At 64.0% G+C, this 22,198-nt stretch carries 20 protein-coding genes; 8 read left to right on the top strand and 12 right to left on the bottom strand.

Annotated features, from left to right (window positions below; all coding sequences use genetic code 11):
• The first annotated feature begins 59 nt into the window (after nt 1-59).
• Nucleotides 60-674: a TetR/AcrR family transcriptional regulator gene (locus tag J1M81_RS08030; protein WP_051365040.1), complete on the top strand. Its 615-nt coding sequence runs from the start codon at nt 60-62 to the stop codon at nt 672-674.
• A 15-nt stretch (nt 675-689) separates the two neighbouring features.
• Here J1M81_RS08030 and J1M81_RS08025 read toward each other — a convergent pair whose 3' ends face one another.
• From J1M81_RS08025 to J1M81_RS26795, 8 genes are all read right to left on the bottom strand, one after another.
• Nucleotides 690-1,415 (bottom strand): YoaK family protein, encoded by a 726-nt coding sequence (locus tag J1M81_RS08025; protein WP_045842079.1) that lies wholly within the window; start codon nt 1,413-1,415, stop codon nt 690-692.
• 50 nt (nt 1,416-1,465) lie between these two features.
• Nucleotides 1,466-2,218: a TauD/TfdA family dioxygenase gene (locus J1M81_RS08020; protein WP_206497874.1), complete on the bottom strand. Its 753-nt coding sequence runs from the start codon at nt 2,216-2,218 to the stop codon at nt 1,466-1,468.
• Nucleotides 2,215-3,240, bottom strand: coding sequence for a D-alanine--D-alanine ligase (locus tag J1M81_RS08015; RefSeq protein WP_027495746.1), 1,026 nt, complete (start codon nt 3,238-3,240; stop codon nt 2,215-2,217). Before J1M81_RS08015 ends, J1M81_RS08020 begins: the two co-directional genes overlap by 4 nt.
• On the bottom strand, nt 3,240-4,526 hold the full coding sequence (locus tag J1M81_RS08010; RefSeq protein WP_032389083.1) for an ATP-grasp enzyme: 1,287 nt from the start codon (nt 4,524-4,526) through the stop codon (nt 3,240-3,242). Before J1M81_RS08010 ends, J1M81_RS08015 begins: the two co-directional genes overlap by 1 nt.
• Nucleotides 4,523-5,332: an O-methyltransferase gene (locus tag J1M81_RS08005; RefSeq protein ID WP_230592884.1), complete on the bottom strand. Its 810-nt coding sequence runs from the start codon at nt 5,330-5,332 to the stop codon at nt 4,523-4,525. The genes J1M81_RS08010 and J1M81_RS08005 overlap by 4 nt, the downstream gene beginning before the upstream one ends.
• On the bottom strand, nt 5,329-6,540 hold the full coding sequence (locus tag J1M81_RS08000; protein ID WP_206497873.1) for a sedoheptulose 7-phosphate cyclase: 1,212 nt from the start codon (nt 6,538-6,540) through the stop codon (nt 5,329-5,331). Before J1M81_RS08000 ends, J1M81_RS08005 begins: the two co-directional genes overlap by 4 nt.
• A gap of 57 nt (nt 6,541-6,597) precedes the next feature.
• The gene (locus J1M81_RS07995; protein ID WP_032374847.1) at nt 6,598-7,263 is read right to left on the bottom strand and encodes an HAD-IA family hydrolase; all 666 of its coding nucleotides are present in this window, start codon (nt 7,261-7,263) and stop codon (nt 6,598-6,600) included.
• 115 nt (nt 7,264-7,378) lie between these two features.
• Nucleotides 7,379-8,935, bottom strand: a complete 1,557-nt coding sequence (locus tag J1M81_RS26795; RefSeq protein WP_206497872.1) for an adenylate/guanylate cyclase domain-containing protein — start codon at nt 8,933-8,935, stop codon at nt 7,379-7,381.
• Between the two features lie 154 nt (nt 8,936-9,089).
• Here J1M81_RS26795 and J1M81_RS07985 point away from each other — a divergent pair, with 154 nt between their 5' ends.
• From J1M81_RS07985 to J1M81_RS07970, 4 genes are all read left to right on the top strand, one after another.
• Nucleotides 9,090-9,995 carry a diiron oxygenase gene (locus tag J1M81_RS07985; RefSeq protein WP_206497871.1) on the top strand — a complete coding sequence of 302 codons (906 nt, stop codon included), beginning with the start codon at nt 9,090-9,092 and terminating at the stop codon, nt 9,993-9,995.
• Between the two features lie 53 nt (nt 9,996-10,048).
• The gene (locus J1M81_RS07980) at nt 10,049-11,542 is read left to right on the top strand and encodes an FAD-dependent oxidoreductase (protein ID WP_206497870.1); all 1,494 of its coding nucleotides are present in this window, start codon (nt 10,049-10,051) and stop codon (nt 11,540-11,542) included.
• Between the two features lie 99 nt (nt 11,543-11,641).
• Nucleotides 11,642-12,739 carry a ferredoxin reductase gene (locus J1M81_RS07975; RefSeq protein ID WP_045842078.1) on the top strand — a complete coding sequence of 366 codons (1,098 nt, stop codon included), beginning with the start codon at nt 11,642-11,644 and terminating at the stop codon, nt 12,737-12,739.
• 24 nt (nt 12,740-12,763) lie between these two features.
• The gene (locus J1M81_RS07970; protein WP_206497869.1) at nt 12,764-14,206 is read left to right on the top strand and encodes an acyl-CoA desaturase; all 1,443 of its coding nucleotides are present in this window, start codon (nt 12,764-12,766) and stop codon (nt 14,204-14,206) included.
• Nucleotides 14,207-14,291: 85 nt separating this feature from the next.
• On the opposite strand, the gene J1M81_RS07965 is transcribed toward J1M81_RS07970, so the two are convergent.
• Together J1M81_RS07965 and J1M81_RS07960 are read right to left on the bottom strand one after the other, a co-directional pair.
• Nucleotides 14,292-15,644, bottom strand: a complete 1,353-nt coding sequence (locus J1M81_RS07965) for an MFS transporter (protein ID WP_027495755.1) — start codon at nt 15,642-15,644, stop codon at nt 14,292-14,294.
• 122 nt (nt 15,645-15,766) lie between these two features.
• Nucleotides 15,767-16,654, bottom strand: coding sequence for a DUF5996 family protein (locus tag J1M81_RS07960; protein WP_206497868.1), 888 nt, complete (start codon nt 16,652-16,654; stop codon nt 15,767-15,769).
• 145 nt (nt 16,655-16,799) lie between these two features.
• Between J1M81_RS07960 and J1M81_RS07955 the strand changes: the two genes are divergently transcribed.
• Entirely contained in the window at nt 16,800-17,639 is an 840-nt protein-coding gene (locus J1M81_RS07955; RefSeq protein WP_206497867.1) for a class I SAM-dependent methyltransferase, read from the top strand.
• A 31-nt stretch (nt 17,640-17,670) separates the two neighbouring features.
• On the opposite strand, the gene J1M81_RS07950 is transcribed toward J1M81_RS07955, so the two are convergent.
• The gene (locus J1M81_RS07950) at nt 17,671-18,108 is read right to left on the bottom strand and encodes an SRPBCC family protein (RefSeq protein ID WP_027495758.1); all 438 of its coding nucleotides are present in this window, start codon (nt 18,106-18,108) and stop codon (nt 17,671-17,673) included.
• A gap of 21 nt (nt 18,109-18,129) precedes the next feature.
• Nucleotides 18,130-18,597 carry an SRPBCC domain-containing protein gene (locus J1M81_RS07945; protein ID WP_094718041.1) on the bottom strand — a complete coding sequence of 156 codons (468 nt, stop codon included), beginning with the start codon at nt 18,595-18,597 and terminating at the stop codon, nt 18,130-18,132.
• A 195-nt stretch (nt 18,598-18,792) separates the two neighbouring features.
• On the opposite strand from J1M81_RS07945, the gene J1M81_RS07940 reads away from it, so the two are divergent.
• Both J1M81_RS07940 and J1M81_RS07935 read left to right on the top strand, forming a co-directional pair.
• On the top strand, nt 18,793-20,973 hold the full coding sequence (locus tag J1M81_RS07940; protein WP_094621566.1) for a glutamine synthetase III: 2,181 nt from the start codon (nt 18,793-18,795) through the stop codon (nt 20,971-20,973).
• Between the two features lie 98 nt (nt 20,974-21,071).
• A complete protein-coding gene (locus tag J1M81_RS07935; protein WP_027495761.1) occupies nt 21,072-22,145 on the top strand; it encodes an alkene reductase in 1,074 nt (357 codons plus the stop codon).
• The last annotated feature ends 53 nt before the right edge of the window (nt 22,146-22,198 follow it).

The raw sequence follows: 22,198 nt of genomic DNA, 5'->3' as shown, positions 1-22,198 counted from the left end.
GGTTGAGACTATGACGTGACTTCGGCAACTGTCAATGGTGGGGCACTAGACTCCGTGGTATGAGTCCTGCCCGTCCCAAGGACGACGAGTCGAGAGTGCGTCGGCGCGACGAAATCGCCGCGGCAGCAATCGAAGTGCTGGCAACGCAAGGTTTTCGCGGCTTGACGCACCGGGCGGTCGACGCTGCAGCAGGATTGAGCCCCGGGTCGGTCAACTACCACGCGCCCACTCGCGGACGACTGTTGCACCTGGCGCTCGAGCTGTTGTTCGCCCGCGACTACGACACTGCCGGCGCGACCTTCGGTGGTCTGGTCGATGTCAAACCACTCACCGTGGACATCGTCGTGAACCGCATCATCGACTTCATCGAGGCGATGACCACCGGAGAAGCGACGAAAAGAGTGATCGCGCGCAGCATCCTGCTCGGTGAAGCGCAACACGATCGGGAAATCCGCGATCTGTTCGACTCCCAGCGGGCCGCGTTCGTCGCGTACACCCAGTGGATAGTCGCGTCGTTGGAATCCGAAGACCCCCAGGGGGATGCGGAGATGCTCGTGGTCATGATCGAGGGTCTCGTGGGGAGGCAGGTGCTGATCGGATCGCGGCTGCCACGTCCCGTCGTCGACCGAATGCTGCGCACGATCGTCGGCGCATCCCCGATGGTCACCGATTAGCCGATCAGCCACCGATCAGCCGAGCAACGAGTTCCGTTCGGTGTGGGTGAACGTGAAGATCGTTGCACCGAAGCTGATGAGCGCAGTGAGCAGTAGCACCTGCGGCCCGGTGATCACGACGCCGATGAACGCACCGACAGCACCTCCCGCCGCGAAGGAGCCCAGAAGCGTTGCGTAGCAGAGCCAGTCGTAGTGTGTTCCGCCGCCGAAGAGGTGACGCTCGATTCCCTGGCCGAGCTTGACCACCGTTCCGGTGACGTAACTGAGCGGGATGTACGTCTCCTCCTTCTTCGTGAACGCGGTGTTCAACGCGCCCAGCGCGAAGGCGACGAGGAGGATCGGGTAGAAGTTCACGTTTGCCGACGACCACCCGGAGACAGCGATGTCGATCAGACCCGCAGCTCCCAGCGCAACGGTGGTCAACACCGTCGCTCCATGGGGGTGGTTGGACCAGTAGCGGCGCCGACAGATCGACGAGACGATCACGCCGCCGAGAAACGCGGCCATGAGGGCCAATGCGGCCCAGGGTGACGCCCCAGGTGCCACCTCCTTGCCCTCCGGATGGCCGAAGTGTCCGACGACGGCTCGTTCGGTGTTGCCGGTCATGAAGGTCACGAAGTAGCCGGCGGAATGCAGGAACGCGACCGCACCCACCATGCCTGCCAGTCCGGACAGGATCCAGGACAGACGAGCTTCGGCGCCGACGGCTGTTTCGCGGCTGATCGCCAAGGGGGAAGTCATGACTCGATTCTCCGGGCGTGAGCCGCGGCGGCAAATCTTTGAGTCATCGGTCACACCGAGGCAGTCGGGTGGGTGCTCGCCACCATCCCGCGGTGCATCACCCGGTTGCCGACCACCCCGCTGTGATCGGCGCGGTGCATCACACACCTGTTGTCCCACATCACCATGTCGTCGGGGGACCAGTTGTGCCGCAGCAGGTTGTCCTCCCTCGTGGAATGCTCCACGAGGTAGCGAACGGTGTCTCGTGCTTCGTCTTCGGTCAGTCCGCTGATCGCGACACAGCGAGCGGGCGCGGACAGCGACAGCGCGGTGCGTCCCGATATCGGGTGAACGGCGAAGAGTGGATGGTCGGCGGAAGAATCGGAATCCGACGCCACGCCGGTCACTCGGTGCGTCACCGTGCGCCCGGCCAAACGCTCCTTCACTTCCGCTGGAAGCGTCTCGTATGCGGCGTATTGGTCGCTGAACAACGTACTGCCGCCGGCCGCGGGAACTTCGACCGCGCGTAACGCGGTGTAGGCGGGAGGATTCGGAATGTAGGTGGTGTCGACGTGGAACGTGGACTTCGGCGGCGTGGAACGGCCGACGTTGCTGATGACGTTCAGATCCGGACAGTCGGGAACAGGCGTCTCGCCTCCGGTGAACATCAACTCTCCGAATCGGCGCAGGAACGCCAGGAAGCGCTGATCGTCGACGGGCTGGTTCGGCAGAATCAACACCCCGTGTTCGGCGAGGAGCTCTCGAAGTTGCTCTACCGAAACCGATTCCAAGTTCAGATCGGCCATCTCGATTCCCAACGTCATGACGACGACTCCTTCACCGGCAGTTCTTCGAGCGCGAATGCGAACAATTCTTCGACGGTGATGCCCGCGGCTGCGGCCATCACCGCCAACACGCTGGACGGCGAATAGGAGCAGTAGAGGCTGGCTTCGAGAAACCACGGCTCGCCGTCCGGGTCGATGCGAAAGTCGAACAGGCCGTAGTGCCGACATCCCAGTGCGATGTGACTCGATCGTGCTGCTGCCCAGACTTTTTCGGTGATCGGATCCGTGACGTCGACCGTCCAGGCTCTGGTCTGCTCTTTCGCCACCAGGTAGAGATCGCCGTCGGATGTGCGATTCAGCTTGTCCGCACTACTGCGGACGGAGTCGACGGCGTACTCCTCGAGGGGCAAGCACACGAGTTCGCCATCTCGGACGATGATCCCGCACCGAACTTCACGACCCAGTGGAACGTACGTCTCCACCAGTGCAGCAGGCGAATACGTCAGAGCCTCTCGAATCGCGGGTGCCAGCCCGTCGGACCCGTGGACCAGCGAGACACCCATCGAGTTGTCCGAATCCACGGGCTTGACCACGACCGGCAGGGCGAGGTCCATCACGTCGTCGGCGGATCGGACGACCACGCCGTCGGGAACACCCACGCCGGCTGCCGCGACGACGGCGCGGGCGCGGGCCTTGTTCGCCGTCAACGCCATGAGGTCCGGACCGTTGCCAGGGTAGGGCACGCCCAGTAGGTCGAACAGGCTGCGGTACGTCGTCATACCCGGCATGCAGAACATCTGCGGAACCATGACGTCGAAGTCGCGCGCCGCGATGAGCTCCACCGCCTGTGCCAACGGCATCTGCTGCGCCGCAGCGATACTCGAATCCTCGAGACCGGTGGGAAAACTCCAGAGGCCGCCCGGGGAGACGAATGCGATCTCGAAGCTGTACGCCGGGTTCGTGCCGAGCGCATCCAGGAAGCCGCCGGCGTAGACCCGAGAGAGGTCACTGTGAAAGCGGTCCACCGAGGACCCGACGAGCACCACGACAGACAACGTCATCAGTCGCCTCCGTTTTCCACGAGTTTGCCGATGTTGAAATCGATTCGGGACCAGCCACGCCGCTCGCGGAGGTTCCGGATCAGCAACGACGGAATCTGAAGATGATGTACCAACAGATACGGCAGGGGATCCCAACCGGTGAGGATGGCGTCCTTGCCTCGAAAGATGGTGCGGAGCCGAGATACTCGATCACCCTCGGTGATCAGACGCCACAGCTCGTGGTAGATCCAGTACGTCGGCCGGGCCGTCGCACGCGGCACGGTCATCGGGTGACCGTCGTCGAGGTACGCGGCAGCCAGGTCGGGGTGGTCGTAGAACATCGTGATGGCCGAGTGGGTGCGCGGGTTGCATTCGATGGCGTAGATCCGGCCGTCGGCGGCGGACTCGATGAAGTCGAACGACAGCTGCCCGGTGGTGTCGAGCGAGGAGACGAATGTCTCTACCCAGCGCAGGATTTCGGGCTTGTCCACCATCTCGTAGTTGACCTGGAAGGCGGACGACACGCAGCAGCCGTACACCTGCAGGCGACCCTCGCGCACCGTGCCGTGCGTGCAGTACTCCTGTCCGGCGATGAATTCCTGCAGGATCCACGGGTCGTTCTCGGTGATGTGCAGGCTCCGGGCGAACGAGGAGTTGCGTTCCGGCGTGTGCGCCGTCAACCGCGTCAGATCCATTCGGCCAACCGGGTTGTACGAGATCCGCTTGAGGATGTACTCACGGCCCGGCGCGAAGTCGAATTCGTCGATCTGGGCGGGGTCGGTGATGCGCTTGAAGTCGGGAACCCGGAGTCCCAATGACGCTGCGTGCTCGGAGAATCGGGACTTGTCGTCGACCATCCGTACGGTATCCGCGTCGCCGTGGATCACCTCGCAGTGCGCATCGAGGAGTGCACGCGCGTCGGCGTCGTGAATACTCGCGGCCGGGCTTGCCACGGGCACGAAGACGTCGACGCCCTCGCGGCGCACGATGTCCAGCAGAGCCTGCGCATATCCCGAATCACCCGGGTCGGGAATGCAATGGAAACGGTCGACAGCGCGGGAGAAACGATGTCCGGTCCAGCGGTACTTCGTCGATTCCACGAGGATCACCCGATGGCCGGCGAGATGGAAGGACCGTGCGAGTTGCAAGGCTTTGGTCATCTTGCCGCCACTGATCAGAATCGTTCTGGGCGAATCGGTTCGATGGGCGACGGGCCGGGTACCGCGCAGCGCGGCCACCCCGACCGCCGCGAGGTCGACGGGGAGGGTGACCGTGAGGCCGATCAGCGCCGCAACGGTGCGGATCATGTGCGCCGGATCAGTGTCACACCGTCGCGCAACGGAATCAGAACTTGCTCCACGCGAGGGTCGTTCGCGACATAGTCGTTGAACTCGGCGATGGCCCGGCCGTTCTCGTTCGGCTGCGGAGCGTAGGGCTGACCCTGCAACAGGGTGTTGTCGACGGCGATCACGGCACCGTCGGAGAGCAGATCGCTCTCGAGCAGGTACTCCACGTACCCGCGGTATCCGCTCTTGTCGGCGTCGACGAACACCAGATCGAACGTCCCGTCGAGCCCGTGCAGAGTATCCAGCGCAGGCCCTACCTGCACCGAGATGGCAGATCCTGCAGTCGATTCCGCGAAGCAGGACTGCGCGAACTCGGCCACGTACGGATCCACCTCGCAGGCGACGACCTCGCCGCCCGCGGGCAGCGCCTCGGCCATGGCCAACGCCGAGTAACCGGTGAACATACCGATCTCGAGCACCCGAGTCGCCCGCGTCATGTGCACGAGAAACGCCAGGAAACGTCCCTCCACATGGCCGGAGAGCATTTCCATCTCCAGGGGCCCGGAACCGGAGACCACGTCGCGTGATCCCCAATCCGCAGAGCGGGTCCGCGACGCCAACGTGGCCAGTGCCGCAGATTCGGAGGTGGTGCAGGTGTCGAGATACGGGTCGAGTCCCGCGGCGAGATCGCGTGCCCGATGAATACGGGTGGTCAGCTCGTCGGTCACCCCGGCGTCGGCGTCGAGTAGCGCGGCTATCTCGCTGAGCTCGCGCGCCAGGATCGTCGTCGGGGTGACCGGACGCGGCGTCATGGCTGCATCGGTCACGGCGTGGGTGCGGTGAACATGTCGAGACCCTCGCCCGCCCGTGGGAAGTCCAGACAGATCTTCTTGTGCAACGACAGGACGTCGGCCAGTTCGCGAGGTTCCAGGTCGTTGAGGAAGCGGCAGGTGCCGATCGGGTCGGGCACCGCGGCACGCAGAATCCCGTCCCGAGTCTTGAGGATGGATGCTGTTGCCTCGGTGAGCAACTCGGGTGTCAGGTGCGGGCTGTCCAATGCCAGTCCGATGCTGCTCATGACTCCGAGCACGCGGTCTCTATCGGCCGTCGACAGGTGGCCGCGTTGTTCGGCGACCGTCGTCGACAGGGCCATGTCGATGTTGATCGCGTGGCCGTGGAAGAACGGCGCGGGCGGCGTGAGCTCGAGCGTGGGACTCCACGTGTGCCCGAATGCAATGACTCGGTCGAGGTCGATCTCGTGCAGGTTGGGTGCCTCGAGCTCGAGCATCGTCGCGATTGCCGAGTACGTCAAACGGTCTGCGACCGAACGCAACTCAGGAGTTCCGTCGAGGTGGCCGAACCGGGTGCGTAGCAGTTCCGGGCCGTACTGCTCGAGCAACTCGAAGATCTCGAGGTTGCCGACTACGGAGATCTTGATGAGCTCCGCCATCCCGTTGCGGACCTGATCCTCGGGCAATGTGCCGAGGAAGGAGAAGTCCAACAGCACCTTCTGTGAGGCGTGGTAGGCCCCCAAACGATTCTTGTGCTTGCCGTAGTTGACGGCCACCTTGATCGAGACGCTCGCATCGATCAGGCCGATCAACGTGGTGGGAATGCGGATGTAGGGAGTGTTTCGGCGGTAACTCGCGCACGCGAAACCGGCTACGTCCGTGGTCAATCCACCACCCACCACGAGGACCGGCTCGGTTCGCACGAGACCGAACGCGTCGAACTCGCCGACGATGCGCTCGAACGTCTCCAGTGATTTCGCGGTCTCCGCAATGTGCACCGGCACCACTGTCAGGGCGATACCGTGGTGATCGAAGTATGCACCGATCCGGTCGCCGTAGATGGCGTGCACCGATTCGTCGACAACCATCAGGGCGCGCCCGTACGGACGGTAGCTGTCGGCCAATTCGGTGTTCTCGATCGCGAACACTCCGTCGACGTAGATCAAGTCGTATTCGATCCGCTCGTATCCCTCGACACGAAACGATCTGTCGCCGGCGACGACCTGGGCCTGAAGATTACTCACTTGTTGCTCCTGAGATGTATGAAGGGTCAGGCAAAATGCTCACTCCGCAGGCTCCGCTCAGGCTGAAATCAGGGCGCGGACGCGCTCGGGATCGAGTGCATCGACGGTGTCGGTGGCCGAGCCGAAATCGGTACCGGCAGTGTTCTCGTTCGGGAACGCGACACAGGTGACGCCCGCTGCCGCTGCCGCCTGCACTCCACCGGCGTTGTCCTCGATGGCCACACTGTCGGACGCGTTCTCGCCCAACGTCTTCAAGGCAAATTCGTACGACGCGGGGTCGGGCTTGCCTGCGTCGACCGAGGAGGCGTCGACGATGATGTCGAACGAATCGGCGGTGAGCTCGGGAGACAGGGCAGCGAGCAGTGCGTCGATGTTCTCTCGCGAGGTCGTGGTCACGAAGCCGACCTTCAACCCGTTCGCTTTCGCGGAGTCGATCGTGTCGGCCACGCCCGGTCGCGTCTTGACGTCGGATTCGCCGATCAATCGCTGGAAGATCTCGGACTTGGTGGCGTGCACTGCGGCCGCGTCCACCTCGGTTCCGGTGCTCGACGCGTATTCGCTGATGCGGTCGGCACCGCCGTTCGATCCGAGCATGGACCGGTAGTCGTCCTGCGACCAGTTCCAGTTCAGATTGTGGGCGGCGAAGGCCTCGTTGAACGAGCGTCGCTGTAGCTCGGAGGTGTCGACGAGAGTGCTGATGGAGCCGAACAGAATTGCGGGCATGGGTGCCTTTCGGAGCGAGAGACGTTGTACCAGCAAATGTCTCGCGCCAGCGCGATGGGTGGGTTGGTTCGGGGGGTATGCCCCATCGGCACCGAAAGGGAAACCTTCGAATTTTCTACCGCGTGCTCGCCTGTTCGCCGCGCAGTATCGGAGCCGCCAGAACCGTCGGTGCGGATCGCCCGCGAAGGGTCACGGACCGACCCGATTCCCACAGTTGCCGCTCGTCCGAGGTTGCGTGTTCGAGCACCGTCGACGATGTGAGCACGTCGGTGTCGGGGTCGTCTTTTGCGAGATCGGTGAGCCGCGCAGCCTGATTCACCGTGTCGCCGATGACGGTGTACTCGAAACGGGACTCGGCCCCGATGTTGCCGGCGATCACCGGCCCGTACGTGACGCCGATACCGATCTCGAATCCGCCGTCGGCTCGAAGCGCGGCGGCGAGCGTGCGTGCAGTGCGTAGTGCCGCGGTGGCCGGGTCGGGATGATCGACCGGAGCGCCGAAGATCAGCAGGGCGGCATCGCCCTCGAACTTGTTGACGAAGCCGCCGTTGCGCTCGCCGTGTTCGACGACCACTGCGAAGAATCGATTGAGCAGGTCCACTACCGTCGCGGCGGATTCGCGCTCGGCCAGTGCGGTGGAGCCGACCAGGTCGATGAACAGGACGGCGACGGTTCGGTTTTCGCCGCCGAGACGGGGCGCGCTGGCCAACGCGCGCTGGGCGACGTCGTGGCCCACGTGCCGGCCGAACAGCGAGCGGAGTCGCTCCCGCTCGTCGAGACCGACGACCATCTTGTTGAACCCGTTCTGCAGTCTTCCGATCTCGGACGCGTCGTAGACGTCGACGCGGGTATCGGTGGCACCGGCCTCCACTCGCTGCATGGCAGAGCTCACCTGATGCAGCGGATCGGACACCGAGCGACCGACGAGGAACATGCCGCCGAAGCCGACGACGAGGGCGATGGCAGACAGCGAGACCATCGCGGGGGACAGGTCGACGTCCGGGGGTATGACGGTATCGATCAGGCGGCCGAGTCCGATCAGCCCGAGCCCCAGGATGGGAATGGCCGTGCTCAGTATCCAGATCAGGACGACGCGCAGTTTCACGCCGAGCGCCGCGGCGTCGGTGACCTCGCTGACTTCCATCACCGCGGCGGTGATCGGCCGCAGGGTGCGTTCGGCCACCAGGTAGCCCAGCGAGCAGGTCGCCAGTCCGCCGAAGCTGACGGCGATGGCCACGATGATCGACAGCGCAGCCCCGGCCGAGGCGTTGACGCCGACGAACACCGCAACACCGAGCGCCCACAACAGAACGTGCACGCCGAGTTGCCGGAGGGGTAGCCGGATCACTGCGATCGTGGTCTCGTCCGACGGTGTGCCGCCCGTGTGCAGCCACAGCACGAGCGGCTTCGCCACATGGAGACCGAGCGCGATGCCGAGCCCGATTGCGACCGGCAGATAGACGAAGAACGCCAGGTAATTGCGGTCAGGAGCGCAGCCTGCGGAGTGACCTCCAGAGCAAAACAAGATCTCTTCGGATCCGACCGGCAGCGGCAGGATGAACCGCGCCAACACGAAGACGATGACCGCCCCGATGGCGTTGGCCGACACCATTCCCGCCGCGTAGAGGCGCATCGGGGTGCGGGCGAGGGCGGACCTCAGTGCTGCGATCACTGGCGCTTCTTCGTTCTCTGCACGCTCGAACTCTAGGTGCCCCGACGAAAAGAATTCGGTCGATTCTGCCCGAGTGACTATCTGTGTCGACAAGTACCTGGTAATCTCCGTAACAGCTAACCACTCCTGTTCGACGATGAAAGGAACGACGGCGATGACCAGCACACTCTCCAGGAACGATGTCCTCGAGCCCGAGGATGTTTCCGCACGTTTGCTCGATTCCGCCGCCCAGCTGTCGTACGACCCGGCCGAAGAGGTCGACTGGGAGGCCGATCTCGATCCGTCCCTCTACGGTCTCAATCCGGAGTGGAGCACGCTCTACGGCACGAAGTTGTGGGACGAGATGAGCGAAGAACAGCGCATCACGCTCACTCGCCACGAGGTCTGCTCGATCATGAGCACCGGCATCTGGTTCGAGATGATCCTGCAGCAGATGGTGTTGCGCGATCAGTACTGCAAGGACTCGTCCAACTCGGATTTCCAGTTCGCGCTCACCGAGATCGCCGACGAGTGCCGTCACTCGATCATGTTCGCTCGGGCCTGCCAGAAGATGGGCATCAAGGCGTACCTGCCGCGCCGGTCGAGCATCGAACTCGGCCGCGGATTCAAGGCTCTGGCATCCGCCGAGGTCGCCTACGGCGGCATCCTCGTCGCCGAAGAGGTGCTCGATGTCATGCAGCGCGACTGGATGCGCGGCGAGAACGTACTGCCCCTCGTGCGCACCACCAGCAAGATCCACGTCGTCGAGGAATCGCGGCACATGACCTTCGCACGCGCGCAGATGCGTGAAGAGATCGCGGAGAAGAGTCCGGCTCGCCGCAAGGCCAGCGCGCTCGTCGTCGCGATCGCCGCCCGCATGATCGTGTCCAACATGGTCAACAAAGAGGTCTACGCAGCAGCGGGCCTCGATGTCGACCGTGCGGTGAAGGAAGCGAAGAACAACGCCCACCACCACACGATGATGCGCACCTCGAGCGAGCACCTGATGGCATTTCTTCTCGACTGCGGTTTGATCACCAAGCCGGCGGAGATGATCTACCGTCGTCTGCACATGCTCTGACCACACTGTTCGAGAAAACACTGTTCGAGGCCGTGAAGGACATCCGATAACCCATGCCGTTCGCGATCACGCAGAACTGTTGCAACGACGCATCCTGCCTGTCGGTGTGCCCGGTCAACTGCATTCATCCGACCCCCGACGAGCCGGATTTCGGTAAGACCGAGCTGCTGTACATCGATCCACGATCGTGCATCGACTGCGGGGCGTGTGCGGATGCGTGCCCGGTCGACGCGATCACCCGGGTGTCCCGGTTGACTCCGGACCAGCAGATCTACGCCGAGATCAACGCGGATTACTACCGCGACAAGAAGGCGGTTGCGGAGTGGGGTGAGCCGCGCTTTCCGGTGGCGACGGTCAACGAGCTGCCTCCGGTCAGTATCGCCATCGTGGGCACCGGTCCGGCGGCCTGCTACACGGCGCAAGCCCTGCTGCGCGTGCCGGGAACCACGATCACGTTCTACGACCGGCTGCCGACCGCAGGCGGTCTGGCGCGCTACGGCGTGGCACCGGACCACCTCGGCACTCGACGCATCAGCGAGCACTTTCGTGGAATCTTCGCGCACCCACGCGTGACGATGAAGCTCGGCATCGAGGTGGGCAAGGACGTCGATCACGTCGAGTTGGCTCGAAAGTTCGATTCCGTCGTCTACGCCGTCGGTGCCGACAAGGACCGAGCGCTCGACATTCCCGGTGTCGATCTCGACAATTCTGTCAGCGCGCGCACCCTGGTCGGCTGGTACACCGGGCATCCCGACGTCCCCGCCGACGCCATCGATCTCACGGGCGTCGACCGCGTCACCATCATCGGCAACGGCAACGTCGCCCTCGACGCCGCGCGCATTCTCACGGCCGATCCCGATTCTCTGAACGGAACCGAGATCGCCCCACACGCGTTGGCAGAGCTCCGTCGCAATCGCGTGCGGGAGGTGGTCGTCCTGGCGCGACGAGGACCGGAGTTCGCGGCATTCACGCGATCGGAGTGCAAGGCGCTCGTCGATCGCGCCGGAGTCGACGTCGTCGTGGCGGGACCGGACGGAATTTTCGACGCGATCGACCGGCTGCCGTTGTCCGCTCCTGCATCGGCGCTGGCCGGCGCGGCCCGAGTCGATCTCGGATCCGGCGCGCACGGGCGTCGCATCGTGTTCGCCTTCGGGCGGGCACCTTCTGCTGTGCACGGGCAGGGCTCGGTGGAGTCCATCGAGGTGGGTGTGGGTGAACACGCGGTCACTCTCCCGACGGAGCTGGTGCTGCTCGCGATCGGTTATCGCGGAACACCGTCGCCGGGCGTCCCGTTCGACGACATCACCGGCACCATCCGTAACGAGGGCGGCCGCGTCACCGCAGCCGACGGCACTCCGGTGCCCGGGTGTTACGTGGTGGGGTGGGCCAAGCGCGGCGCGACCGGTGGCATCGGTGACAACAAGATCGATGCCGAGGAAACAGCCGAGGCGTTGTTGGCGGATGTACCCACTCGCGGTACCCGCCCGCTGGGGTGGTACGGCAAAGTCAGCGCCGCCTTGGGAGACCGAGTGTCGCGAGCACGCTGACCGGTCGGTATTTCCCGGTTCTGTTCATGTTGTGTAGCAGTCTCATTCGAGTCTGAGCAATTCCGGCGCGCGGCAGGCCGCCCGGGGTTACCGTTGAGTATGGCTGAACGGGGGGCCAAGCCCCAGGTTTCTTTTGTGAGACGGACGATGCTGCGCGCAGTCCGATCGTTGTTCAATCCGCTCCGGCCCGACGACTATCTGTCGATGATCAATCCGCTGTGGACCACTCGTGAGCTCCGCGGCAAGGTCGAACGTGTGGTTCCCGAGGGATCCGAGGCCGTGTCGGTGTACATCCGTCCCGGTTTCGAGTGGCAGGGTCACACGCCGGGCCAGTACGTACGGCTCGGGGTGCTCATCGACGGCCGCTATCACTGGCGGGCGTACTCCTTGACGTCCGATCCGGACCCCGAGGACGGGTTGGTCAGCGTCAGTCCCAAGCTGGTGCCGTCGGGGACCGTGTCGCCTTATCTGGTGGGCACCATCAGAACCGGCGATATCGTCCGGCTCAGCGAGGTCGAGGGTGAGTTCACGATTCCGAGTCCGGTTCCGGACAAGATGGTGTTCATCAGCGCCGGTAGTGGCATCACGCCGATCATCAGCATGTTGCGCTCCCTCGATCATCACGACCAGGTCCGCGACGTGGTCGTGGTGCACTCGGTGCACAACCGTGAACAGTTGATGTTCGCGGACACGCTCGAGGAACTGGAAGCCAAGCACGGCGGGCTGACGGTGAAGCTACGCATCACCAGTGACGAAGGTCGAATGAAGGCGTCGGAACTGGACGAACTGGTCCCGGATTGGCGTGAGCGAGAAGCATTCTGCTCCGGTCCGGGTGAGCATCTCGACGATCTGCGCTCGTACTGGAAAGACCAGGGCGAGTCGGAACGCTTCCATTACGAGAGTTTCCAGCCCGTCATCGGCGGTGGAGACGACGCCGGTGAGGGCGGAACCGTGCGCTTCGTCAACAGCGAGAAGGACGTCGAGTGCGACGGCGGCACAACGATTCTCGCCGCGGGCGAGGAAGCCGGCCTGGATCTGACGTACGGCTGCCGAATCGGCATCTGCCATACGTGCGTAGGTACCCTGAGGAAGGGGCGTTTACGTGACCTACGTAACGGGGATATCTCCGAACCTACGGGGCAAGCGGTTCGGATCTGTGTCAACACTGCTGAGGGCGACATCGAAATCGAACTCTGATCTTCCATTCGAACAGGGGAATGTATGTCTATCGACGAAACCACCAGGCGCGTCACCGACACCGATGAGCCGGTGAACCCGCTGGCGCACCTGAGTGACGAGACGATCGCCGAACTCGCCAAGGAGTTCGACGCCATTCACGACGAGGTGTACTCCAGCCTCGGTGACAAGGACCGCAAGTACATCACCTCGGTGATCGCAGCCCAGCGTCAGCTGCTGGTTGCCGGCCGCGTGCTGTTGCTCGGCTCCACCAGCAAGCCGGCGTGGCTGGCCGGCACCGCATGCCTCGGCATCGCGAAGATCCTCGAGAACATGGAGATCGGCCACAACGTCATGCACGGCCAGTGGGACTGGATGAACGATCCGGAAATCCACTCCTCCGTGTGGGACTGGGACACCGCGTCCACCGCCAACTCGTGGAAGCACTCCCACAACTACGTGCACCACACGTACACGAACATTCGCGGCAAGGACAAGGATCTCGGCTACGAGATCATGCGTATCGATCCGCGTCAGAAGTGGAGCCCCGTCTACCTGGCCCAGCCGTTCTACAACGTGCTGCTGATGGCGTTCTTCGAGTGGGGCGTCGCCCTGCACGATCTCGACATCGAGGCTATCCGTCGCGGTGAGAAGCCCGTCAAGGAGCTCGTCGAGGACCTCAAGGGCATCGGCGTCAAGGCACGGAAGCAGTTCGTCAAGGACTACGTGGGCTGGCCGCTGATCAGTGCCGGGGCATTCGCGCTGGCGCAGCTCGCCGCGGGTGGTCGTCTACCCGAGAGCAAGAGGTCTCGCCTCGCGTCCAAGCTGCGGGGATCCGCGCGTTTCGGCAAGAACCGCCGGACGGCCGCCCTGTTGGACAGTCGCCTCAGCGGTGTCGAGAGCACGTTCCTCTCGACGGTCGTCGCGAACTTCACTGCCAACATCATTCGTAACGTCTGGTCGAATGCCATCATCTTCTGCGGTCACTTCCCGGACCAGGCCTACACCTTCAGCCAAGAAGAGGTCGAGAACGAGACCCGCGGCGGATGGTACGTCCGCCAGCTCGTCGGTGCCGCCAACATCGACGGCGGACCGCTGTTCCACCTGATGAGCGGCAACCTGAGCTACCAGGTGGAACACCACCTGTACCCGGACATGCCCAGCACTCGGTATTCGGACGTCGCGCCGAAGATCAAGGACATCTGCGAGCGCTACGAATTGCCGTACAACACCGGGCCGTTCTTTCAGCAGTGGGGCATGGTCCAGCGGACCATCGCGCGATTGGCCTTCCCGGGTGGCAAGGTTCGGCCGAAGCCGGGCCCCTACCGTCCCGAGGAGAGCTGGCGTCGCAAGTTCGCCGAGGGTGCCACCAAGGACAGTGAGGCCGCCAAGACTCGCGGTCGCGTACCGGCCGAGCACCCCGCGGCGGGACCGGAGCACAACTCCGGTGGCGTCGACGTTCAGCCGCCGCCCCGTGGCGACGACTGAGTCTCGTACCAGGACAGCTGACAAGAACCGCGGCTACCCGACTTCCGGGTGGCCGCGGTTCTTTGTGTATGTCGGTTGTGGGCCCTTACGCCATGTCGACATCCTTGGTCTCGATCAGTCTCTTGGTGCAGACCAGACTCAGCACCGACAGCAGAGCCAGCATCACGCCGATCGAGATACTGCCGAACGCAGCCGTGAGCGGTGCGGCAAGCATCGGCGGAATCGCGCCACCGAGAACGCCGGCGAGGTTGTAGCCCAAACCGGCTCCGGTGTAACGGAATCGGGTCTGGAAGAGCTCCGGAAGCAGAGCTCCGGTCGGCCCGTACGCAACACCGAAGATTGCGAGCGTCACGCACATGCCGATCACGAACGCGACCGGTGAGCCCGAGTCCAGCAAGGGGAACAGTGCTATCGACCACGGCACCGCGACGATGCACGCCGCCATGATGACCCGGCGTCGGCCGACGCGATCGGAATAGGTTGCCGAGGTGGCGATGGCGATACCGAAGATCACCGCAGCGCCTATCCCGGTGACCAACACGAACGGGCGGTCGAACCCGAGGGTTTTGGTGCCGTAGCTCGTCAGGTATGCGGTGCCCATGTAGAAGAAGGCGAAGAGGGACGCCAATGCACCTGCCGCAGTGATGATTTCGCGCTTCTGGATGCGCCAAGCGTCGAAGATCGGCAATTTGGTCGGTGCCGAGTTCGCCGGAGCGTGCTCCTCGGCGAGCTTGTTGGCTCGAAAGACCGGGGTCTCTTCGATGGCCAACCGCATGTAGAGGCCGATGAGGACCAGAACAGCGCTGAGCAGGAACGGAATTCGCCACCCGTAGTTGAGGAAGGTCTCGTTGGTATCGCCGAACAGCAGGCCGGTGGCGAGGAAGGTCGCACTGGAGAAGATGAACGCGGCCGAGGGTCCCAGCTGCGGGAACATCGCATAGAACCCACGCTTGCCGGCCGGTGCGTACTCGGCAGTGAGCAGCGTGGCACCCGCCCACTCTCCGCCGACGGCAAATCCCTGCCCGAATCTGAGCAGTACCAGAATGATCGGGGCTGCGACTCCGATGGTGGCTGCGCCGGGCAGTAGACCGATCGCGAAGGTGGACACGCCCATCAACAGCAGGGTCGAGATCAGGGTCTTCTTACGACCGATGCGGTCGCCGAAGTGGCCGAACAGCACCGCACCGACGGGCCTGGCGATGAACGCGACGGCGAACGTCGCGAACGACGCCACGGTGCCCGCGGTCGATCCGAGCGCCGGGAAGAAAATCGTGGGGAAGACGAGTGCGGCGGCAGTGCCGTAGATGAAGAAGTCGTAGAACTCGATCGTGGTGCCGATGCCACTGGCAACCGCTACTCGGCGGACGCTCGTCTTCGTCTGCACCGCCGGTGGGGTCGGAGTGGCGACGCCCGGATCCTCGGGCGAGACAGCGGTCATGGTTCCTCCGTTTTTGTCGGGTATCGGGTATATGTGCGATACCGAATGCGACGAACGGTAGTGATCCGGGTCACCCGTGGGATACCCCCGAATGGGGGGAACGATGACCGCCCCCACCCGAGCTAGTCCCAGTGGGCGGTCTCGACAGCAGCGCGATAGGTGTTCTCGAGAAAGGCGAGCAGAAGTGCGTCGGGGTCCTCGGCGGTGCGGACGGACTCGTACGGAAGTACGTACTCGCCGAGATCACGATCGAAGTACGCGGGGGCGGTGACGGCCGGATGACTGTCGTAGCCGTCCGGGTTCGGGTAGGCGTACGCGTAGAACGCGCCCTCCGCGGCCCCGCCCGGCCAGAACCCGGCGCTCGACACCTCGTCGCTGTATGCCTCGTGCATCACCCAGTCGGGACAGTTCGGAACACCACCGGGATGTTGTGGTGCAGGCCTTCCGGAGAATCGTGTGACAGCGAGATCGAAAGCGCCCCAGAAGAAGTGGACCGGGCTGGATTTGCCGCGGAAGCCGGCTCGAAACTCCGAGAACACCCGATCAGCGCTGACGAGCGCTCGCCAGAACTTCTGGACGGCATCGGCGTCGTACGACGCGTGCTCGACGTCCTCGGCGAACGGTGTCGCGTGTGGCAGTTCGACCGGCACTGCCACGATCGGAGCCTCCACGCCGAGCCCGAAAAGCAGATCGGTGTACTCGGCGTAGAAGTCGGCAACGGTTCGAGGCTCGAGCTTCATGGTTCGGCGCTCGCCATCGGTGGTGGCGAGGATCAACTGGTGTGCGAGAAAGTCGAAGCGAATCTCGAGGCCTCGATCGCCGAGTGGCATCAGCGACGTCGTCAGGCCCGAGGCGTCGACGTACAGCGCAACTCCCCACCAGTGGTTGAGCGGGGGAGACAACGCCATTCGGGTCTTGCCGACTATCTGGGTCCACAGTTGCACCGTGTCGCGCGTGTCCGCCCAGCTGTCGACTCGAAGTTCGGGCCACGCGTCGTACGAATTCGTCATATGTCGATGATGCACGGACGAGGGGAACCAGACCATACCTGTGCCGAGACGCCGGGGCAGCACCTCAGGCGCGCCTCAGGATTCGTCGGTACGGTCGTCGGCAGTTGCGGTACGTCCGCAGCTCGTGAACGGGGAGGTGTCCGAGTTGTCCACCGACTCCAACCGGGGTGTTTTCGACGATGCTCGGGTCGCCGCCACGTACGTGGAATTCATGGGACCCACCGACGGATTTCTCGATCGCGGTGAGGCCGCAGCCTTGGTCGCCGCCGCAGACCTGGCCCGCGGGGTTCCGGTGTTGGACGTGGGTGTGGGGAGCGGCCGCACCACGCCGCTGCTGCGACTGCTGTCCGACCGCTACGTGGCAATCGACTACGCCCCCAACATGATCGACGCTTTCCGGAAGAATTTTCCCGATCTGCCTGCGCACGTCGCCGACGCTCGTGACCTGGCGGCGTTCGAGGACGGTGAGTTCGGCTTGGTCGTCTTCAGCAACAACGGACTCGATACCGTGGCCCACGAGCAACGCCGCCGCGTACTGGCCGAATTCGCGCGGGTGACCGACGAGACAGGCGTCGTGGTCTTCTCGACGCTCAATCGAGGTGGCCGGTCGTATCTGGAGAGCCCGTTTCAGTTACGGCGACCGACGACTCGGCCACAGTTCTCGCTGCGAGCACTTCTCGTCGCCGTCGGACGTCGTCTGCTCGATCCGTCTGCGCAGGTGCGCGGTGTGCGGAACTGGCTCGTCAATCGGTCGAAAGCCGAGGATCACCGATCGTGGGCTCTGGCCCCGTTGCAAGCCCACGAATTCGCACTCGTCATGCACTTCTCGACCCTCGACGACGTCCGCACTCTGGTGGCCGCCGCAGGCCTCGAACTGATCGCCGTCTACGGCGACGACGGCGAACGCATCGCGCCGGACCGACACGAGTCCGCGGCCGACAACTTCACCGTCCTCGCGAAAAAGCCTGCGCTGGAACGAAAGTGACTTCGAGGTACTGAGCTCGGAAGCGCCGAGGTCACAGTCTTTCCAGCGCGGCGGTCATCTTCTCCACGGTCTCCGGAGCGACCTTTGCCTCGAAGCCCGCCTTCAGGAACGGGCCGGCAACCTTTGCCGCACCGTTGAATTCGACGTGCGCGTGGTAGTCGATCCGGGTCGACCCGGGGCCCTCGGCTGTCAGCGTGATGTCGTCGACGCTGGTTGCCGTCTTGTTCTTCCCCTCGAGCACGACGTGATCGGGCTCGTCGGTGACCAACGTATACGTCAGTTCGGTAGTGACTCCGAACAACTTCGAGACGTTGTGCCACTGCGTTCCGACGGCCACCGGGCCGTCGGAGACCTGGGTGCAGCTCTCGGTTCCCGGATCCCACGCCGACGCATTGGAGAAGTCGCGCAGGAATGCGGCGGCCTTGTCGAGCGCGACAGCGGCGGTGAAGGTTCGGGTGACGTCGACCATGAGGTTCTCTCTTTCGATGGATCAGTTCTCGACGGTGACGCCGAGGTGTTCTGCGAGACGGCGCATCGTGCCGACGATCTGTTCTTCGGTCACCCTCGGAAAGCCGGCCATCTTTCGGAACTCCGGATCGGTGACGCGGGACCAGTCGTAGACCTGCGTCAGTGCTGTCCTGTCGTGGGCGACCTCCTCGAGTTCCCAGGACCACCGCGTGCCACGGGGTTCCATGCCCTGGCGATTGGGAATCCAACCGATGCGTCGGTCCTGCTCGAACACGAACACGGTGTTCTCCATGACGTACTCGCCCAGTTCCGGTTGATACATACCCATCGTGAAGGTGTCGCCCACCGCGTTCAGCGGCGTCGGATCGATCGGACCGCGCAGCATGTCCGAGCCGTCGACCGCGGCCTGGACCTCGGGATCGGCGAGCGCGGTGAAGACGGAGGCGGGAGGAGCGTCGATCACGCGGCGGACGGTCAGTTCGTCGGTCATGGGGCCACGCTTTCCGGTTGATTACGCTGGCTACGCAGTTACCCCCGTCTGCGGGGAAGGAAACTCCTGCCTTCCGACGGTTTTGCATTGCAGTGGACACAGCGACGAAACACCACCGCCACGAGGCATTCGTACAGTCGCCGAGTCGGACTCCGCACACACCAGGTGCGGAGCGCACCTTGCCAAGGGGTAGCCATGAGTGGAAATACCGTCCGCCTGCAGGCGATCAAAGACGTCGAGGCGTACGTGCCGCCTGCGGTCAGCTTCGTCGGAGACGAGAAGCCGGGCGAGATATTCGGTGAGAACGTCTTCAGCAAGGTCGTCATGCAGAAGCGACTGCCCAAGTCGGTCTTCAAGTCGGTGATGGCCACGATCGACAAGGGCAAGAAGCTCGACCCCATGGTGGCCGACGCGGTGGCGTCGGCGATGAAGGACTGGGCTCTGGAGAAGGGCGCAACGCACTACGCGCACGTCTTCTACCCGCTCACGGGGTTGACGGCCGAGAAGCACGACAGCTTCTTCGATCCCGTCGGTGACGGCAGTGCGCTCGCCGAATTCGCAGGCAAGACGCTGATTCAGGGCGAGCCCGACGCGTCGAGCTTCCCCAACGGCGGCCTGCGCAACACGTTCGAGGCACGCGGATACACAGGCTGGGACGTCACCAGCCCGGCGTACGTCCTCGAGAACCCGAACGGTAACACCCTGTGTATCCCGACGGTGTTCGTCTCGATGACCGGTGAGGCCCTCGACCACAAGACGCCGCTGTTGCGTTCGCAGCAGGCGATGGGCGGACATGCCGAGCGCATCCTGAAGCTGTTCGGACACGAGAACATCGAGAACATCGTCTCGTTCTGTGGCCCGGAGCAGGAGTACTTCCTCGTCGACCGGCACTTCTTCCTGGCCCGTCCCGACCTGCTCAATGCAGGTCGCACCCTGTTCGGCTCGAAGCCGCCCAAGGGCCAGGAATTCGACGACCACTACTTCGGTGCCATCCCCGAGCGCGTGCTCGGCTTCATGATGGACACCGAGCGGGAGCTGTTCAAGCTCGGCATCCCGGCCAAGACCAGGCACAACGAGGTCGCACCCGGACAGTTCGAGATCGCCCCGATGTTCGAGCGCGGCAACATCGCGGCCGATCACCAGCAACTGCTGATGACGACGTTCAAGACGATCGCCAAGAAGCACGGCATGGAGTGCCTGTTCCACGAGAAGCCCTTCGAAGGCGTCAACGGCTCGGGCAAGCACGTCAACTTCTCGCTCGGCAACTCCGACCTGGGATCGCTGTTGGTGCCCGGCGACAATCCGCACGACAACGCGCAGTTCCTCGTCTTCTGTGCCGCTGTCATCCGCGCGGTACACAAGTACGGCGGTCTGCTGCGCGCATCCGTGGCGTCGGCGACCAACGATCACCGCCTCGGTGCCAACGAGGCACCGCCGGCAATCATCTCGATCTTCCTCGGCGATCAGCTCGCCGACGTGTTCGACCAGATCGCCAAGGGCGCAGCCACATCCTCGAAAGGCAAGGGCACCATGATGATCGGTGCCGACACCCTGCCCGTACTGCCGACCGATCCCGGCGACCGCAACCGAACCAGCCCGTTCGCCTTCACCGGCAACAGGTTCGAGTTCCGCGCCCCCGGTTCGATGCAGACCGTCAACGGCCCGATGGTCACGATCAACACGATCATGGCCGAGGCGCTCGACTACATGGCGACCAACCTCGAAGCGGCCGTCGCCGACGGCACCGATTTCGACACCGCCGTGCAGAATCTGCTGACCGAGATCATCACCGAACACGGCGCGGTGGTGTTCAACGGCGACGGCTACTCCGACAACTGGCAGATCGAGGCCGAGGCACGCGGCCTACCGAACCTGCGTACGACGCTCGACGCGTTGCCGGAGTTGATTTCCGAGTCGGCGATGGAACTGTTCGAGAAGTACAAGGTGTTCAACCACCGAGAGATGCACTCGCGCTACGAAATCGGGCTCGAGCAGTACGCGTTGACGGTGTTCGTCGAAGCGCGGTTGACGCTGGAGATGGGTCAGACATCCATCCTGCCCGCTGCCGTGCGATACCAGACGGAATTGGCGCAGAACGTCAGTGCGCTCAAGGGCGCGGGCGTCGACGACGTGGACATGACTGCGCTGCACGCAGTCTCGGCTCCACTGTCGGAGCTGCGCGCAGCGTTGGCGACATTGAAGGCCGCCCTCGAAGCGGATCCGGGCGGCGACGCTCTGGCCGAGGCCACCCACGCCAAGGACGAACTGTTGCCTGCAATGGCGGCTGTCCGTTCTGCGGCCGACACCCTCGAGGCAATGGTGGCCGACGATCTCTGGCCGCTGCCGACGTACCAGGAGATGCTGTACATCCTGTGAGTGAGCAATGTCTCGGATCGGAATAGCTTCATGGATCTCGGTGGTTCGAGTGATCAGTGGCAAGGACTGTGCACGCACTCGTAAGGAGATAGAGATCCATGAAGTTGTTTTCCCCGTTGACGCTCGGTGACCTGAAGCTCGACAACCGGTTGGTGATGGCTCCGCTGACGCGGGTGCGCTCAGGACGTGACGGAGTGCCGGGTCCGCTGGTGGTCGAGCACTACAAGCAGCGGGCATCCCTCGGTCTCATCGTCAGTGAAGGCACCTACCCGAGCCATGCGGGCCAGGGCTTCCCCGGTCAGCCCGGTCTGGTGACCGACGAGCAGATCGAGGGGTGGCGCAATGTCGCCGACGCAGTGCACGCCGACGGCGGGCTGATCTTCGCTCAGGTGATGCATGCCGGGCGCGTGACCCACGAGGCGACGACGGGTGGCCGTGAGGTCGTCGGGCCCAGTGCCATCGCCATCGACGGCGAGACTCACACGTACGAGGGAAAGAAGGCATACCCCACCCCGCGTGCACTGCGGGAGGACGAACTGCCCTCGGTGATCGCCGATTTCGTACAGGCCTCGAAGAATGCGGTCGCTGCCGGTATGGACGGCGTCGAGGTTCACGGTGCCAACGGTTACCTGTTGCACGAGTTCCTCTCGCCCGCCTCGAACCAGCGTGACGACAAGTACGGCGGTTCACCGGAGAACCGGGCACGGTTCGTGGCCGAGGTGGTCGAGGCCGTGGCCGCGGCGCTCGGAGCCGGCAAGGTCGGCATCCGCATTTCGCCCGAGCACAACATTCAGGATGCGCTCGAGACGGACTCCGACGACGTGCGTGCCACCTACCGCGCCTTGGTCGAGCGGCTCGCACCGCTCGGTCTGGCGTACCTCAGTGTGCTGCACAAGGATCCGTCGGGCGAGCTGGTACAGGATCTGCGGCAGGCGTTCGGCGGCGCCGTGCTCGTCAACAGCGGCTTCGGTGAGATCACCACTCGCGACGAAGCGCTGTCGCTGCTCGACGACAATGTCGGCGACGCCGTCGTGGTCGGACGTCCGGCAATCGCGAACCCCGATCTCGCTTACCGCTGGCGTGAGGATCTGCCGCTGAACGAGCCGGACCAGAGCACGTTCTACACCGACGGTGCCAAGGGCTACACGGATTACCCGGCTCTGCAGCACTGAGTGCTTCGCAGTGGTGTGGTTATGCGCCTGCGGGCGCGCAGGAGTGGAGCCTG

This window comes from Rhodococcus sp. KRD175, assembly GCF_017168275.1.
Taxonomy (GTDB): domain Bacteria; phylum Actinomycetota; class Actinomycetes; order Mycobacteriales; family Mycobacteriaceae; genus Rhodococcoides; species Rhodococcoides fascians.
The sequence above is the reverse complement of the archived record's forward strand: the minus strand, read 5'-3'. Positions and strand labels throughout refer to the sequence as shown.

Excerpts from the sequence above, each read along its gene's own strand:
- J1M81_RS07970 (WP_206497869.1), top strand. The coding sequence starts at position 12,764 with ATGTCTATCGACGAAACCACCAGGCGCGTCACCGACACCGATGAGCCG.
- J1M81_RS08015 (WP_027495746.1), bottom strand. The coding sequence starts at position 3,240 with ATGACGTTGTCTGTCGTGGTGCTCGTCGGGTCCTCGGTGGACCGCTTT.
- J1M81_RS07950 (WP_027495758.1), bottom strand. The coding sequence starts at position 18,108 with ATGGTCGACGTCACCCGAACCTTCACCGCCGCTGTCGCGCTCGACAAG.
- J1M81_RS07980 (WP_206497870.1), top strand. The coding sequence starts at position 10,049 with ATGCCGTTCGCGATCACGCAGAACTGTTGCAACGACGCATCCTGCCTG.
- J1M81_RS07940 (WP_094621566.1), top strand. The coding sequence starts at position 18,793 with ATGAGTGGAAATACCGTCCGCCTGCAGGCGATCAAAGACGTCGAGGCG.
- J1M81_RS07975 (WP_045842078.1), top strand. The coding sequence starts at position 11,642 with ATGGCTGAACGGGGGGCCAAGCCCCAGGTTTCTTTTGTGAGACGGACG.
- J1M81_RS07935 (WP_027495761.1), top strand. The coding sequence starts at position 21,072 with ATGAAGTTGTTTTCCCCGTTGACGCTCGGTGACCTGAAGCTCGACAAC.
- J1M81_RS07985 (WP_206497871.1), top strand. The coding sequence starts at position 9,090 with ATGACCAGCACACTCTCCAGGAACGATGTCCTCGAGCCCGAGGATGTT.
- J1M81_RS08020 (WP_206497874.1), bottom strand. The coding sequence starts at position 2,218 with ATGACGTTGGGAATCGAGATGGCCGATCTGAACTTGGAATCGGTTTCG.
- J1M81_RS08010 (WP_032389083.1), bottom strand. The coding sequence starts at position 4,526 with ATGATCCGCACCGTTGCGGCGCTGATCGGCCTCACGGTCACCCTCCCC.
- J1M81_RS07965 (WP_027495755.1), bottom strand. The coding sequence starts at position 15,644 with ATGACCGCTGTCTCGCCCGAGGATCCGGGCGTCGCCACTCCGACCCCA.
- J1M81_RS07995 (WP_032374847.1), bottom strand. The coding sequence starts at position 7,263 with ATGCCCGCAATTCTGTTCGGCTCCATCAGCACTCTCGTCGACACCTCC.
- J1M81_RS08025 (WP_045842079.1), bottom strand. The coding sequence starts at position 1,415 with ATGACTTCCCCCTTGGCGATCAGCCGCGAAACAGCCGTCGGCGCCGAA.
- J1M81_RS08030 (WP_051365040.1), top strand. The coding sequence starts at position 60 with ATGAGTCCTGCCCGTCCCAAGGACGACGAGTCGAGAGTGCGTCGGCGC.
- J1M81_RS07960 (WP_206497868.1), bottom strand. The coding sequence starts at position 16,654 with ATGACGAATTCGTACGACGCGTGGCCCGAACTTCGAGTCGACAGCTGG.
- J1M81_RS07945 (WP_094718041.1), bottom strand. The coding sequence starts at position 18,597 with ATGACCGACGAACTGACCGTCCGCCGCGTGATCGACGCTCCTCCCGCC.